Here is a 15,815-nt window from a genome sequence, read left to right on the forward strand (position 1 = left end):
TCCCATTCCCCCATTTGATTTATTAATAGATTTTGGAAACCCTAAAAAGAAATCTGATATCAATTATTCAATGCTGGAATCCTGAATCTATCGAATTGTTTAGATAGATCCTCAACTAGTAAAGGCAAATCAGCTAAACTCTCTGTACCACCAAATAGATAGAAATCTGGACGAACCACAACCACTTCAAGCCCAGTTTCTTTAAAATATTGTTTGTATTTTCCATCGACATCGACTGCTTTTTCAGAAAATGCCTCATTATCCTCTGATGATTCTGAGATTTCAATAAATTTAACACCGATGTCCTCTAAAAACGCAATCTGTTCTTCATTTAAAACCTTTTTAGGATCATTCAAAGGACTTATTATCGTCCACCCACTACCTACAACATCATCAAATAAACCTGATTTCCCTCTATACTCTACCTGACCTTGAAATGAAAGTTTCCCGGTGTATTTATTATTTTTCCCGTCAGCTGATTGGTAGAGTATGCCTTCAGTTAGAAATGGAAATTCCGGAAATTCAGGGACACCACCTGTAAAAAATGCCTCATCTCTTTTTCTAGCTTCTACCGGATCTGTTACGCAAATGACATTTCCTAAAAATAAGGCTGCTTCAACGACCTCTCGATTATGAGGTTTACGCTCGGCTGTATACGTCTCTAAAATAGACTCTGCAGCTTTTCCACTTAGAATAAGGTCTAGCTTCCAGGCTAAATTAATAGAATCTCGAAGACCAGAGCACATACCTTGACCCATGAATGGCGGCGTTAAGTGAGCTGCATCTCCTGCTATAATAAGCCGTCCTTTTTGCCATTCATCCGCCCACAACGCCTTAAATGTATAAACGGCATGCCGTTCTAATACAGCGTTACTAGGAGTTATATTCCAAGGTTCTAGCAAGCGCCAGGCTACATCTTCATTGTTAAGATCTTCTTTTGTCTCACCAGGAAGAGCCATGAATTCCCAGCGTCTTTTCCCAGGTCCGCCTGAGACGACCGTTGTTGGACGGGCAGGATCGCATAGCTGCAAATTCATCGGGTTCCATTCTCTTTCTTCTTTCGTAACGATATCAACAACGAGCCAATCTGCAGCAAATCCAAGGTCCGTAATCGCAGGATCCATATTTTTGCGAACAAAACTATTCGCACCGTCACACCCAACAACATACTTTGCATGAATGGTACGAACTTCCCCATGCAGGACTTTAACAGTGAGCTCGACATGATTTTCGAATTCCTTTAACTCAATTGCATCATTTCCCATATTCACATTTACGCTAGGCTGATTACGGCAAGCAACATCCATTACTTTTTCAAGTTCTGGCTGATTGAAAAATAAATGTCCCGGCCACCCAGAAATGCCATCTTGAGAAAAATCGAGAGCCAATAGTAATTGTTGTTCAGCATTTCGCCATTCATATAAATCAGGGACTGGTTGTAAAATTCTTTCAATTTCACTTTTGGGAAGGATTGATTGCAGCATTCTCGCAATCTCATCATCTAGATGAACTGCCCGGGGAAGTGGATAGGCTTCAGAAAATCTTTCATATACCCCAACCTTCCATCCTTTTTGACCAAGTAATGCAGCTAAAAGCTTTGATACAGGTCCATAACCAACAATCGCCACGTCAACCATTTCTTGTTTCATTATCCACACCCCTATACAAATATTCTCAAAATTTAATTAAGATCCCGCTTTGTAAGCGCATACATTCTTATGAAAAATTAAAACTAATTTTTTCATTTACATGGACTTTAAATATATTTATGTAAGAACTAGAGGTTGCTGGGATCGTTAATCCCAGCGTATTAAACAAAATAAAATTTTAAGAAATTGCTACTTTACTAGAAACGACCTTATTTACTTGTTCACCAAGGTCAATTTTCCCGTCTTTACTCTTAATTTGACAACGAATAACATCTCCATCATTCAGATATTTACCATTATTGATTTGACTTTCAATAAGCAAATCGACCTTCTCCGTGTAAGAGACCAGATGGCTTGATAGTTTTCCTAATATCTCTGGTGTAAGACTTAATGCTACTCCGCCTGTGGTACCTGTAATAACCAAATCACCTTTTGAAAGATCCATTATCTCCGATAGCTCTGTTAGAGTTTCAGCAGGTTTGTATAATAATTGATTCGTATTTGCTGATTGACGTAATTCATTATTTACCCATAAATTTAATTCTAGATCATGAATGTGTGGAACCTCTTCTTTATCAAGTAAGTAAAAATAAGGTCCTGTTGGTCCAAAAGTACGGTAGCTCTTCCCTTTTAACCATTGCCCCTCAGAGAGTTGTACATCTCTTGCAGAAACATCATCCATAATAACAAGCCCTGCAATATATTGATGAAGGTTTTCATCTGTGACTTCAACGGATGAAGAAATCTCTGTTCCAATGACCAGCCCCAGCTCAATTTCATAGTCTAATAGCTTAACATGTGACGGACGAATAATCTCTGTATACGGACCACAAAGTGTGCTGTCTGCTTTACTAAAGAACATATTAAATGGCGGCCGAGATGCCTCCATTCCAGATTCAGCACGATGAGAGGAGTAATTGGCTCCCTGACAGACAATTCTTGCTGGTTTGGTCACAGGGCTTAAGATGGTCACTTCATTTAATGAAAGAGAATCACCTTGTCCTTGTTCTTTTAATCTTCTAGCTTCTTCAACACCTTCTTCTAAAAAATGAGCTAAAGAAGAATATGTATCCCCTAATACGAAAATGCGATTATTTGATACAACTCCCCATTGTTCTTTACTTTCCTTTTCAAATCTTACTACTTGAAGTCCCACATTTAACTCCCCCTAATTTTTTTGGTTTATGAAGGTTCAGAGAAACTAAGAATATATTTTTTCCAATATCCTTTTAACCCTTAGGATTAACTCAGTCATTTTATCATGTGCCATTTTTTCATCACGTACCATGATTGCTTCATATATAGAACGATGTCTTTCTAATACTTCGTTTGTCGGTGTATCAAATGGAGATTCTGGATAATCCTTAGCTGCATGTAACGTTTTTTCCCGGCTAAAGACGAGCGCTTTCCGAAGCGTTCTAACCGTATTGATGATTAAATCGTTATAGGAAGCACTTAAGATTCTTTCATGAAAATCATAATCCGCAATGGCCCATGCCTTCTCATCTCCGATTGATTGCTCAAGTCGATTGAACGCATCCTTAATGCTCGCCAAATCCTGATCTGTTGCTCTCTCTGCTGCTAAAGCTGCCGCCATGGGTTCCAGCCCCATTCTAACTTCTGTTAAATGCAGGAGAAAATCACGATTATTCTCATCTTCAAGCACCCAGTTAATGAGTTCTAAATTCCACCATTGCCATTCGGAACGTGGAAGCACGATTGTACCAGCCCTTTGATTTGATCGCACGAGCCCCAAAGTAGATAAAGTTTTAAGGGATTCACGGACTACCGTTCGACTCACATTATATATTTCACCTAAATCCTCTACTTTTGGGAGGACTTCTCCTTGTTTTAACTCACCCGTTACTATTTTACGTCCAAGCTCACTGACTAATTGTTCACTTCTATTTTTCATAAAGCGTTAACACTCCTATCCTTACTATGGTTTAACCTTACCACAACAACAATGGTATTCTGACTTTTTGGGATAGAAGGTTAATAATTGAATTCCACTTCAACAATGGAAGCGCACTCATTTATTATTGAAAGTCTTTAACACCTCCTTGTGATGAAGAGTACATCTTGTTGTAATAAATATTATTTATCTGATTATTATAATAAATAATATTTATTATCACGTCAACCTATATTTTATAAATTTTCTAAAAATTTCTTATCCTTACATTTTACCGCCATCGACCCTTCACTTATATGGTGTGAGCCAGGCACTTTTTTCTATTGTTCTAGATAATGTAGAACAGATTTGTTATAATAAATGTAGAACAGATTGGAGGAAAACGAGTATGATGATTAGAATTGAACCCGACTCTGACATACCCATTTATGAGCAAATATCCAATCAAATTGTCGAAGGCATCGCAAGAGGTTTGATTCAGCCAGGTGATTCGTTGCCTTCTGTGAGGGCTTTTTCATCTGACCTCGGCGTTAATATGCATACCGTTAATAAAAGCTACCATCAATTAGAGAAAAAAGGAATTATCACAATTGTTCCGAAGTCGGGAGCGATTATCTCTTCTCCCCAAGATTTCAATGAACTCTCTTTTGATCGACTAAAAGATGTCTATAAACCACTTATTGCAGAATCCCTGGTGGTTGGAATGTCTAATGAGCAAATTCATGAACTTGTCTCATCTATTATTGAAGACTTTAAGAAAGGCAATTAATTATAGGGGGAATTCATATGACTTTAGCCATTTTTCTATTTATCTCGATTATCCTGCTTGGAATCCAAACAGCTATTCCTTTTTTAGTGAAACGAACCATCATCTTTGGTATTACCGTTCCTGAAAAGCACATAAAAAACGAACAACTTCTATCCTACAAAAAAAGATATACTTTATTGGTTTCGCTCCTTTCCCTGGTGGTATTAGCGGTTTATGTTTTTTGGGTCCTCGGTACGAACCCTGGCGAAGAACCAACCGTCTTAGTTGGAACGCTTATCCAATTTGGCATTATTCTTTTCAGTCTTTCCCTCTATTTTTTCTTTCATGGAAAAACGCTTCAATTAAAAAGAAAAAATAATTGGATGGAGAATCTAAAACAAGTGAAGGTAACTGACTTATCCGTACGGTCTCAGGATGAAATGATTCCTTGGTATCTGTTTTTACTTCCAATGATTGTTACTGTCGGAGTTATCGGATATACCGTTTTCCAATATGACCTACTGCCCGCAAAGATTCCTACTCACTGGGGAATAAATGGTGAAGCCGATGCCTTTACAGAGAAAACACCAATGTCAGCGATCTTAATGCCACTAACGCTTTTAGCGATGCAGGTGATGTATTTAGGAATCCATATTGGAAAAAATAAATCTGGTATTAAATTAAGTGCAACTGGCACAAATGCTTCAAAGTTACGTCAGTTAACGCTGCGGAAATATTCAAGCTGGCTGATGTTTTTAGTTAGTTTCTTACTAACAGGTTTGTTTAGTTACTTTCAATTAACCACGATTCACCCAGATTTGTTTGCGGGCACTGCCATGATCGCAGCACCGATGGTTTTCCTAGTTGTTATACTAGCCGCGACCATTGTTTTTGCTGTAAAAGTCGGTCGTTCAGATAAACACTCTGTCGCTGCATCAGAGGAAGAAATAACGGATTACGATGAAGATTCCTACTGGAAAGGCGGACTCTTTTATTTCAACAGAAATGATCCCTCTATTTTTGTGGAAAAACGCTTCGGTGTTGGCTGGACCCTCAATTTTGCCAACCCACTGGGATACATTATTTTCATCGTGCCGCTAGTGGTCGTTATCGTATTATCATTTTTATAGAATTGATAAAAAAAACGAGAGTGAATCCTTTGATTAGGAAACACTCTCGTTTTTTGTAGTCAACAAAATGCCGTTTTGGTATTGATTTGTAGAAACTGTATGGTTTTTTGTAGAACCTGTACGCTTTATTGTAGAAGCAGTATAGTTTTTTGTAGAACCTGTACGCTTTATTGTAGAAGCAGTACACTTTTTTGTAGAACCTATACGTTTTTTTGTAGAAGCTGTACGATTTTGCCGTATACACTGTACACTTTTACACCAATATTTAAATAATTTCCCATTTCTTATGATTAGCTACTTCTAATAGTCGAGGTTCTGGGTTAACAGCAACAGGATTTCCTACTAACTCTAGAACATTTAAGTCCGTGTAACTATCCCCATATGCAAAGCTATTTTGCCAATCTACTTCTGTATTAGACAGATGGGCATTGATGAAATCACTTTTACGTTCCCCGTATATATATTTTATAGAAGTGGTCTTTGACAATTTTTCATCATGATAGGGAATGCTGCTTCCAATAATACAATCAAAATTTACATTTTTCGTAACGGAGTGCAGGAGCGGCTCATAAGCTCCTGATACAAGCATAGTATAATAGCCTTCCCTTCTATGCTGTTCAAGTCTATGTAACACCGGTTCACTAAGGTTTTGACTCATACTCTCACCAATTTGCGAAAAAAACTGGTCAATCTCCGATTTTGGAGAAGTTCCAAATGCAGCGATATACGACCACATTGAATATTCTTTCATTTTTTGTTCGGGGTAAAGCTTACATTTGTATGCTAGGTATACCGGTAAAAGTCTAAGGAAGAAATTCCGATACTTCTGAAAATGCAGGGGATGATTCTTCAAATGTCCCATCAAAAGTGGAAAAGTCTCATTCGGAAATAAAGTTCCATCAAAATCAAATATTGCAACCTTCATCTCATCAGCAGCCTTTCATTTTAAAACATGTCTTCCATTTTATAACACATAAAGTGCATTATTTCCACACAAAAAAACCACACAGGCATCATGTGAATGCTGTGTGGTCTCTAGAGAAGTTTTCTCCAACTTTATATTAGAGTTTATTTTCCCTTATTTGCAAAATCCCCATTGGTATATACGTAATGATAAATACAATGAGTCCCACTATTTCAAGATTAATATAATACATAATCCCACTGCCGAAAAATGATAATAGGGTTTCTGTTTCCGATGGACTCGCTAAGAAGAAAAAGTTTGTGTCTATCCATAAATTCAGGAAAAATATTGGAACAGCTATGATATTCAAAGTAATAAAGCCCGTTAAAATAGCTTTACGAGGAACTCTGTACCCTTCTAAGAGGATAAAATACAACACCGCTAATGGAATAGCGGAATGATGCAGGAAATATTTTAAGAAACAAAAATGAGGAAATTGATAGACAATATCAGGAGTGACCATACTTAAAATGGGAGGAATTAGACCAATAAAAAATAGCAAATGAAACACTTTTTGATTCTTTTTCAAAAATAAGTACAGTGCTAAGAAGGTACTAAGTGAACATAGCTGTAACGGGAGATCCCCCACTTCCCATTGGTTGGTAAGGATGAGCCACAAATGCATGGAAACTTCACAAAGGATCAAAGTGGTAAATAGTGTCCATTTCAAAATGTGCTGGTAGTTCTTAAGTTTCGTTCTGAAATACACAAAGAGGAAACAGGTAAGAAAGAAGAGAATTAACGTAACAACATGGGTTGTGGAAAAAAAGGCAAAAGTCTGCATTCCTGTAACAGAAAACATAATGACAACACCTCTTTTCGCAAGTATTCATTCATCACAAACTTAGAACTTCAAGGTACTAAGAATATATGACATATAGAGGTCGTATTAGACTTTATTGACCTCAGTGAATACATCATTTTACAAACACCTTAACATTCGTGCATGTCTTGCACTATAAACAAAAAAGTGCCAGGCACTGGACATTGAAATCAAGTGCTGGCACTCACAAAATCTATATTTAGTAATTTTCAAACTTAATTTACCAAGTCCAATTCGTGATAGAGAGTAACATTAATGCAGCTGCCGCTAATGCGATATTCTTTAGGAATTGATTCATTTCGCCCACTTTTGCATTCTGATCTGTTTCCTTCCAGAAATTATGCATGATGAAAGCTGAAAGAACGAGGAATATTACTAACAAATATATGCCCCATTCAATCCAATATGCCGTAAGGATACTCAATCCCCCGGCTAGGAGCATTATCCCGGTTACCACTACAGATAGTCCTGGTGCTGGTACCCTCTTATAGGATGCATACTGCTTCAAACCTTGAAATTGGATGAAATGATTTAGACCAGAATAAGCAAAATAAAGACCAAATACTGCCCGACCAACCAGCCATAGCCAATCCATTCAGACATCATCCCTTCATTAGGTTAGTTACTTTCTCTATACATATATACGAATATTTATTAGAATATTCCGTCTTATTTAGGTTTTTTACATTCATTCTAATTTCCTAATTATCCCACCTCTGGGACCACCCTCCTAATGACCATCATCCCTTTGACATGGTATATTTAGTACCGTATTCGAGAGCAACAAACATGAAATGGTGAGTAATCGCGGCTCATGTTTACATGAGTTGAGGAAAGTCCAGGCTCGCCCGGTGCTGAGATGCCCGGAGTGTTCGTGCCATCTGCAAAGGTGGGCAGCAGTTTATACTGCTGACGGCGGGGAAATTATGCTAAGTCCTTTATGGATATGCTTTGAGTACCCTGAAAGTGCCACAGTGACGAATTCTCCTGGAAACAGGAGAAATGGAACGGGTAAACCCCACGAGCGAGCAACCCAAACTTTGGTAGGGGCACCATCCTGCGGGAAATGAACCAAACGGATGGATCGGTCTTCGTGACTGATAGTCATATGATTACACCTGTTGTGCGAGATTGGCATCGTTTGAGCACGCAGGCACAGAACCTGGCTTACAGCCATTTCATGCGCCGGATTTTTAAATTTCACATAATCAAGTGTCTAGCCTATACATACCGTGCTAGACGGGGAGTCGGCGGTGCCCTGTAACCCGCAATCCGCCATAGCGGGGTTGAAATCCTGCCTTAGGTTTGATCATGTAAGGTCTGCCTTGTGAAAATAGTGTTGACAACTGGGTCCTACGCAATGGAAACCTATGAAACTGGTCAGGTCCGGAAGGAAGCAGCCATAAGTAGACATTTCTATGTGCCGGAGGATCGCCTAGTTTGAGCTAGCTTTCACAAGTAACGCTTGGTTGGTCCAATCAAAGGCAGGTGCACGGTTTTACATATACACCATGTGACCATAGGGACGGTTCTTCTGGTCAAATCTCATTGAGTCATCATAAGAAAATGTGCCAGGTAACTTCCATATATTATGGGAGTTGCCTGGCACTTTTCTTTTCAATTGGCATCAAAATGGTCCGAGGAAGCTTTATTTAATAATAAATCCGATAACTCACTCCCATATAAATACAACCTATGCATCGGTCTTGTCATCGCCACATACAACAATTTTATGTCTAATTCTTCTACACTGTACGCTTCTTCCAAAGTAAGGATCAGTACTGCATCAAATTCTAATCCTTTTGAAAGATACGAAGGTAAGATTACAATGCTTCCCTTTTTCATATCTTGCTTTTCTTCTAAAAGATGAATGGGAAGATTACTATTTTCTAGCATTTTATGTATGCGCAAGCACTCGTTGTCGGTTCTTCCAATGATAGCAATCGAGTTGAGTTCTTCCTCTTTGAGTAATTGGATATCGTATTCAAGCGTTTCTTTTACCTGCTGCAAATGGCTAGGATCAATTTTCGTAAAACGTGGTTTGTCCCCATGACGAATGACTGGCTGTACAATTGGCAAGTCTTTGCCCATAATCGATAGAATGTCATTTGCGAGGTGCATAATCTCGACCGTTGTCCGATAACTTTTTTGAAGAGCATGATAATTCGCATTTGGGAAGATTTGCGTAACTAATGGCTCCCAGCTGTTTAATCCTCGATAGGAATGAATCCCTTGTGCTAAATCGCCAACGATTGTAAATAGATCCGTTTCAAAGCCTTCTTTTAATGCTGCAAATTGGAAATAGCTATAGTCCTGAGCCTCATCAATGAAAACACTTTTCATTTTATATTTTTCATCGATTCCTTCAAGTTTTGCCTTCATGTAAAATAACGGAGCCAAATCCTCAAGCTCTAGAGCTTTTTTATCAAAAGTTCTTTGACAATATTGACTTAACTTCTTGCATTCTATTTCAGTAAGAGTACTTGAATACTTTTTTAACAGTTCAGGAGAAGTCGTCAGTTCCTTGTATAGTGAAAAAATATCTTTTTTTACAAATGGCTCCATATAATTTTTCACTGCTGCCTTCGATTCTTGCTCCACCGTACTTAACCTTTTCTCTTTTAAATCCATAATGGAGACTACTTTTTCTCTCCTTTTATCTGAATCCAGCCTGGTGGTATAAAGTGCCTTTTCTAAAGCTTCATCATATTTACTATTAATTTTGGATAGAATGATCGCTTTTTTTATCCTTAGATCATTTGCCAATAGATTTTTTATTTTATCGAGTCTACTATAGATGGGTAAGTATTGAAACTCTGTTAAAAATAGCCGATTAATCTTTTGCCCCCTCATAAGAAGCGATCTTTCAATGATAAAATCCTTTGATGGAGCTAGATTTATTTCAATATCTTTCAAATAGGTATCGATACACTCTTTAAAGTCCAGAGAACCTTTATACCCCGACACCCATTGTAACCATTTTGATTTTCCGTCCCCTTTAAGAAGCTTCATTAATTTGGAGTTAGGAGCAATAAATTTTATTTTCTTCCCCAAACAATTTCTCATAAATTCAACATAAGTGGTTTGTTTAATTTTGTTTACCCCTAAATCGGGCAGAACAGCGGAAATATAATCAATAAACAATCTATTTGGTGCAAGAATCATTAATTTTTCTGGAGGAAATCGATATCCAGAAGAGTATAAAAAGTAGGATATTCGATGGAGTGCTATGGTAGTTTTTCCACTTCCCGCAGCTCCTTGTACGATGATGGGGTGTTTAAGAGAAGCTCGAATGACATCATTTTGCTCATTTTGAATGGTTGCAACAATTTCGGTTAACCGATTGTCTGCTTTACCCGATAAGGATTTCTGCAAGAGTTCATCATGCGTGGTTAAATCGATATCTCTAATTTCCTTTAATAATCCGTCCTCAATTTCATACTGTCTTTTCAGAGATAAATAACCACTTTGTGTTTCCCCATAGGCGTCATACGTAACATCCCCTAGACGGCCGTCATAGTAAACATTTGCAATCGGAGAACGCCAGTCAACGATAATGGGAATCTGGTTTACCCGGTCAAATAGTGAAGCTTTCCCGATATACAAAATCTCCTCATTGGTGTCACCGCTGCTGGTAAAATTGATTCTCGAAAAGTACGGTTTGCCAATGACGCTCGCTAACCTTTCCAGTTCACTTTCTGCTAATTCCAGGTATTGAGCATTTGTCAGAAGGGTCATGTAGCTTAAACTGCTATCAGACGTATCTAGTTCCGCAAAGGCTTCTTTCAAATTCTCAACAAACTGTTCTTTATTCCCCTTGGATTGTTCCAAAACACTTTTAATGTATTCCTTTGTAAACTCAAGGCGCTCAATTTCTGCTTGATAATCTTTATGCTCACGAACTGATTTTTGTTTTTTTGAACTCATTCTCTTAAAACGTCACCTCTTCCACTAGTTTCCGTACAAATGAACAGGCACAAAAAGAAACATCTACAATCTTTTTGTAGATGCTTTCATACACAATGGAGATATATTTTACCATTTGGAAATTATTAATACAATCAAATTGCACAAAATAATTAAAAAATAAGGCCGGATTCTTTCACCCTTTTAAATATAGCAATACAATGAGGAAAATAATCAATCCTATTAAAAGGATTGGACCAACACCGGTGCTATAGACAATGTGTATTTTAATATGGAGAATCGCATGGACAATAAGAATAATGAGCAGGCAAATAAGCAATAAAATAGCTAATTGGACATTTGTATTTCGATTTCGATTCAATAAATTTGCTCCCTTCTAGAAGCTTTACAGGAACACTACATGTACCACTACTTTCTTTTTATATAAATATTTTACTGCTGCTAAAAATATGACATCCTTAAAGTTTATCTAATCCGATTGCTGCCATTACAATTGTACATAGTAATAATGAAACTTGTTCGTTGTTTTACCGTATATACTAACAGACCAATTTTAAAAGATGAAGATGGAGTGGAATGTTTGATGATCGTAGAATCGACTGATTATTTAAAGGACGAATTGATAAAGATTGAAGCATGGGAAAATGAACAGAAGGATTTATGGTTTTGGGAAAAGATTGGCCGTTTGCCCTTCATGCTGCTTGATAAGCTAACTCCAAAATTTATCCAAGATAAAATTGGCTTGGCGATTGATGAATTGGGGAACTACATTCAGACTGGCGGTCAATATTTAGTCAAAGAAGAAAATGTTCTAAAGAAGTTTGTGCCGCAGGATATATCAGCAGATGAGATTCGCTTAGACATGCTTGAACAGATTCCGATAAGAAAAATGGATGAAATCGCTGAGCAGTTACGAAATTCCAGAACAAAAATAGCGACCGTTCAAGGGGCAACAACGGGGATTGGCGGGTTGTTTACACTGGCGGTTGATATTCCTGTTCTCTTAGGTTTATCCCTTAAAGTTTTACAAGAGATTGCTATATGCTATGGGTACGACCCTAAAGAAAAATCAGAAAGAATTTTTATTGTTAAATGCCTGCAATTTACTTCCTCTGATATTGTCGGAAAAAAGGCAATTTTAGAGGATCTGTCTTCCTTCAATCAAGGCAATCAGAACAATCAAATGATTTCTCAGCTGCAAGGATGGCGGGAAGTGGTTACCACCTATCGGGATTCTTTTGGCTGGAAAAAGCTGTTTCAAATGATTCCAGTAGCTGGAATGATTTTTGGAGCATTTATTAATCGCTCTTCTATCGGGGATGTGGCCGATGCAGGAAAAATGTTATACCGAAAACGTAGAATCCTAGAGCGCCTCAATCAAATGGAAAAAATTCAAGGTTAATTCAAATAAGTGCCTGGCACCTCCCTTTAATGGAATGGTGCCTGGCACTTTCTTATTTTGCTTTACTCCCCTTATCAAAAACACCTATTTTAAAAATTGTACATAGAAAGCTTGAAACTTGTCTGCTTTTCCACCATATATATATTCCAATAATATTTTGCATGATGAAAATGGAGTGGAATATCTATGAAAGAGGAATCAGCAGATTATTTAAAGGAAGAATTAAAGAAAATTGAAGCATGGGAAGGTATACAAAAGGATTTATGGTGGTGGGAAAAAATTGGACGCCTGCCCTTCCTTTTGCTTGATAAGGTTACACCCAAATTCATCCAAGATAAAATCAAATTGGCCATTGATGAATTGGGAAGTTATATCCAGACTGGCGGGCAATATTTAGTCAATGAGGAAAATGTTCTTAATAAATTTTCACCTGTCGATCCATTTTTTGCTGAGGAAAAAATAGACTTTGATTACCTTAACCAAGTACCCATTCGTAAAATGGATGAAGTTGCAGACGAAATAAGTAATGCTAGAGCTAAATTTACTACCATCCAAGGGGCAACAACCGGGATTGGCGGAATATTTACGCTAGCAGTCGATATTCCAGTTCTCTTAGGTTTATCCCTTAAAATTTTACAAGAGATCTCCATATGTTATGGATATGATCCTAAAGAGAAATCAGAAAGGATTTTCATCGTTAAATGTCTGCAATTTACTACCTCTGATTATGTCGGAAAAAAAGCTATATTAGACGAACTATCCTTATGTCAACAAGGTAATCAGAACAATCAAATGATTTCCCAGCTGCAGGGATGGCGGGAAGTGGTATCTACTTATCGTGATTCCTTCGGCTGGAAAAAGCTTTTTCAAATGATCCCGATTGCTGGAATCATTTTTGGGGCATTTATCAATCGCTACTCTATAAATAACGTTGCAGAAACAGGAAAAATGTTATTCCGAAAACGTAGAATCCTAGAGCGGCTTAATCAAATTGATCAGCGTTAATCTATCTCATATTAGGCTTCGCTATCAAAAAAGTGCCAGGCACCTTCATATTTATTGCACAGTACCTGGCAGTTCACTAAGTCAAAGGTTGGATTAACGAGTACATCATCGGGGTAAATCTCATCCCATTCACCAACTGTTCTTTTTCGATATCAACAAATCCTAGTCGATGATAGACTTCTACTGCATAGGGTGATGAATTAACAGTAATCGTGTAAATAGAATTCACACTCTTACATTTCTCCAAAACTATATTAAATAATCGTTTTGCTATTCCTTTCCTATGAAACTCTTTTTTTACAAATAACAAACAGATATGATTCATTCCTCTTGTTGCGATTATCCCTGTTAATTCATGATTTACCTTGCATCCCCAAAAGAATATTTCTTCAGTTTCAAATTGTTTAATCATTGAGTCGTAAGAAATAAATTTCCTGAATTCTTCAATCCCCTGTTGAGAATAATCAGGTGCTTCGAATTCTTGAAAAACGGTCCAAACTAATTCAAGAGCATTTTTAATCTCGTTTTTCTTCAATTTAACGATAATCATATAAATCCAGCCTCCCCCACTGCTTTTTATACTAATCTGTTGTATTATTTTTTGACTAGTCTGAAAATAATACATTAAAATCATTAAGACTTGAATTGTCTGAAAATGGTTGATTTGTGATAAGCTATTAGGTGAAAAGGGGGAATTGAATGCAGAAACGGTACCTTTTTGCTCTATTTAGTTTCATCATTATTTTTCTATTTAGTGGTTGTGGACAAGAATCACTCGAAACCAAAGACATAGCGCAACGAAAAGAAAACCTAACGGAAAAGTCATTACCAACAGAAAATGATGAAACTCCAAGTACTGAAGAAAATGAAGCTGTACCCACTGATTTAACAGAACTTACGGTCCACTTCATTGATGTCGGTCAAGGTGATTCAACCTTACTTCAATTTTCTGATGATGGTGAGGATTTTTCGATTCTTATTGACGCTGGAAACTGGACTGGGGATGAAGTCGTCCAGTATCTTAAGCTGCAGCATGTTTCGCAAATCGATATTGCGGTTGGGACTCATCCAGATGCCGATCATATTGGGCAGTTAGACCAAGTAATTAACACCTTTAACGTGGGTGAGGTCTGGTTATCAGGGAATACAAACCCCTCGCAAACCTTCCAAAGACTTTTAAAAGCAATCGATTCAAAAGCTGTTGATTACTATGAACCAAGAATGGGTGATCAGTTCGAAGTCGGCCCGCTAAAGATTGATGTATTATATCCCAAAACGATTAGCGAGCATGATAACGAAGAATCGATTTCGTTCAAACTGACCTATGGTGAAGTTACGTTTATATTAACAGGAGATGCTACCACAGAAGACGAATTAAATATGCTTCAAAGTGGAATTGATATGAAAGCTGACATTCTGAAGCTTGGTCATCACGGCTCCTCCACTTCAACACATCCCACTTTCTTAAGGGAAGTGAACCCAGATGTTGCGATTTACAGTGCTGGCTTGAATAATACCTATGGTCATCCTCATGATGAAGTGGTCAATCTTGTTCAAAATTCGAAGATTCAACTTTATGGGACCGATGTTCATGGAACCGTACTGGTAGAAACAGATGGGAAAGATTATCAAATACTGACGAAAAACGATGGGACGATTACACCCTTTAGCAGCGGAAAAACACCAAAAGATGAGGCCAAGGTTGAGCCTGCACCTATTGTTGGTCAATGTATTGACGTAAATTCTGCTAGCTTGGAACAATTACAAGAAATCATTCACATTGGTGCTGCTCGTGCACAGGATCTAATCAAATTAAGACCTTTCACCTCAGTTGATGATTTAGGAAGAATGAAAGGAATTGGCCCGGCTAGAATTGCCGATATTAAATCGCAGGGACTTGCTTGTGTAGGAGGTTAGGACGATCAAAGGATACCTTGACAGAATCGAAGATAATCAATATGCAGTTATTTTAGTTGAAGAAATGAAAAAAGAATTCATCATTCCAACAGAAGACCTGCCACAAGGCAGTAAGGAAAATTCCTTTTTCGAGATTACCATCGAAAATGAAAAAATCACATCCATGGTATTAGATGAGCAAGCCACCCTTTCCGAACAGGAAAAAGTGGATGACATGATGACAAAGCTTCGTTCCAAGAGTAAAGGCAGCAAATTCAAAAAGAACGAATGACAAACTTACTGACACAGTGATTTGTATTGGAAAAAAAGAGTGTTGACTGAGTCAACACTCTATC

Annotated in this window: 15 protein-coding genes and 2 other RNA genes; 8 read left to right on the top strand and 9 right to left on the bottom strand. The window is 37.6% G+C overall.

All coding sequences use genetic code 11. The features are described 5' to 3' along the window. Positions 1-59: 59 nt before the first annotated feature. The 3 genes from mhpA to ACY3XC_RS10735 all read right to left on the bottom strand — a co-directional run bounded on the left by mhpA (position 60) and on the right by ACY3XC_RS10735 (position 3,564). Positions 60-1,649: a bifunctional 3-(3-hydroxy-phenyl)propionate/3-hydroxycinnamic acid hydroxylase MhpA gene (mhpA, locus tag ACY3XC_RS10725; protein WP_464868546.1), complete on the bottom strand. Its 1,590-nt coding sequence runs from the start codon at positions 1,647-1,649 to the stop codon at positions 60-62. Positions 1,650-1,827: 178 nt separating this feature from the next. Beyond that, complete coding sequence (locus ACY3XC_RS10730) at positions 1,828-2,805, bottom strand: fumarylacetoacetate hydrolase family protein (protein ID WP_464868547.1); 978 nt, start codon at positions 2,803-2,805, stop codon at positions 1,828-1,830. Between the two features lie 45 nt (positions 2,806-2,850). Next, positions 2,851-3,564 (bottom strand): FadR/GntR family transcriptional regulator, encoded by a 714-nt coding sequence (locus tag ACY3XC_RS10735; RefSeq protein WP_464868548.1) that lies wholly within the window; start codon positions 3,562-3,564, stop codon positions 2,851-2,853. Positions 3,565-3,952: 388 nt separating this feature from the next. Between ACY3XC_RS10735 and ACY3XC_RS10740 the strand changes: the two genes are divergently transcribed. Next, positions 3,953-4,333 (top strand): GntR family transcriptional regulator, encoded by a 381-nt coding sequence (locus ACY3XC_RS10740; protein ID WP_464868549.1) that lies wholly within the window; start codon positions 3,953-3,955, stop codon positions 4,331-4,333. Positions 4,334-4,350: 17 nt separating this feature from the next. Then, positions 4,351-5,442: a DUF1648 domain-containing protein gene (locus ACY3XC_RS10745; RefSeq protein ID WP_464868550.1), complete on the top strand. Its 1,092-nt coding sequence runs from the start codon at positions 4,351-4,353 to the stop codon at positions 5,440-5,442. 265 nt (positions 5,443-5,707) lie between these two features. Here ACY3XC_RS10745 and ACY3XC_RS10750 read toward each other — a convergent pair whose 3' ends face one another. The 3 genes from ACY3XC_RS10750 to ACY3XC_RS10760 form a co-directional block, all read right to left on the bottom strand. Then, positions 5,708-6,367 (bottom strand): HAD family hydrolase, encoded by a 660-nt coding sequence (locus ACY3XC_RS10750; protein WP_464868551.1) that lies wholly within the window; start codon positions 6,365-6,367, stop codon positions 5,708-5,710. Positions 6,368-6,503: 136 nt separating this feature from the next. Next, entirely contained in the window at positions 6,504-7,208 is a 705-nt protein-coding gene (locus tag ACY3XC_RS10755) for a YwaF family protein (protein WP_464868552.1), read from the bottom strand. A gap of 241 nt (positions 7,209-7,449) precedes the next feature. After that, on the bottom strand, positions 7,450-7,824 hold the full coding sequence (locus ACY3XC_RS10760) for a DoxX family protein (RefSeq protein WP_464868553.1): 375 nt from the start codon (positions 7,822-7,824) through the stop codon (positions 7,450-7,452). Between the two features lie 198 nt (positions 7,825-8,022). Between ACY3XC_RS10760 and rnpB the strand changes: the two genes are divergently transcribed. Both rnpB and ffs read left to right on the top strand, forming a co-directional pair. After that, an RNA gene (gene rnpB / locus ACY3XC_RS10765) (RNase P RNA component class B) lies at positions 8,023-8,404 on the top strand. A 55-nt stretch (positions 8,405-8,459) separates the two neighbouring features. Further along, positions 8,460-8,725, top strand: an RNA gene (gene ffs / locus ACY3XC_RS10770) — signal recognition particle sRNA large type. Positions 8,726-8,846: 121 nt separating this feature from the next. Here the strand turns inward: ffs and helD are convergent. Beyond that, positions 8,847-11,156, bottom strand: a complete 2,310-nt coding sequence (gene helD, locus ACY3XC_RS10775; protein ID WP_464868554.1) for an RNA polymerase recycling motor HelD — start codon at positions 11,154-11,156, stop codon at positions 8,847-8,849. A gap of 175 nt (positions 11,157-11,331) precedes the next feature. After that, complete coding sequence (locus tag ACY3XC_RS10780; RefSeq protein WP_179161036.1) at positions 11,332-11,517, bottom strand: hypothetical protein; 186 nt, start codon at positions 11,515-11,517, stop codon at positions 11,332-11,334. Between the two features lie 222 nt (positions 11,518-11,739). On the opposite strand from ACY3XC_RS10780, the gene ACY3XC_RS10785 reads away from it, so the two are divergent. After that, entirely contained in the window at positions 11,740-12,558 is an 819-nt protein-coding gene (locus ACY3XC_RS10785; protein ID WP_464868857.1) for an EcsC family protein, read from the top strand. 186 nt (positions 12,559-12,744) lie between these two features. Continuing rightward, complete coding sequence (locus ACY3XC_RS10790; RefSeq protein ID WP_464868555.1) at positions 12,745-13,563, top strand: EcsC family protein; 819 nt, start codon at positions 12,745-12,747, stop codon at positions 13,561-13,563. Positions 13,564-13,639: 76 nt separating this feature from the next. Here the strand turns inward: ACY3XC_RS10790 and ACY3XC_RS10795 are convergent, their stop codons facing one another. Continuing rightward, positions 13,640-14,113, bottom strand: a complete 474-nt coding sequence (locus tag ACY3XC_RS10795; RefSeq protein ID WP_464868556.1) for a GNAT family N-acetyltransferase — start codon at positions 14,111-14,113, stop codon at positions 13,640-13,642. A gap of 149 nt (positions 14,114-14,262) precedes the next feature. On the opposite strand from ACY3XC_RS10795, the gene ACY3XC_RS10800 reads away from it, so the two are divergent. Together ACY3XC_RS10800 and ACY3XC_RS10805 are read left to right on the top strand one after the other, a co-directional pair. After that, positions 14,263-15,480 (top strand): MBL fold metallo-hydrolase, encoded by a 1,218-nt coding sequence (locus tag ACY3XC_RS10800; protein WP_464868557.1) that lies wholly within the window; start codon positions 14,263-14,265, stop codon positions 15,478-15,480. A 25-nt stretch (positions 15,481-15,505) separates the two neighbouring features. Then, positions 15,506-15,751 carry a DUF3006 family protein gene (locus tag ACY3XC_RS10805; protein ID WP_464868858.1) on the top strand — a complete coding sequence of 82 codons (246 nt, stop codon included), beginning with the start codon at positions 15,506-15,508 and terminating at the stop codon, positions 15,749-15,751. The last annotated feature ends 64 nt before the right edge of the window (positions 15,752-15,815 follow it).

Source organism: Bacillus sp. CZDM1 (assembly GCF_055502545.1).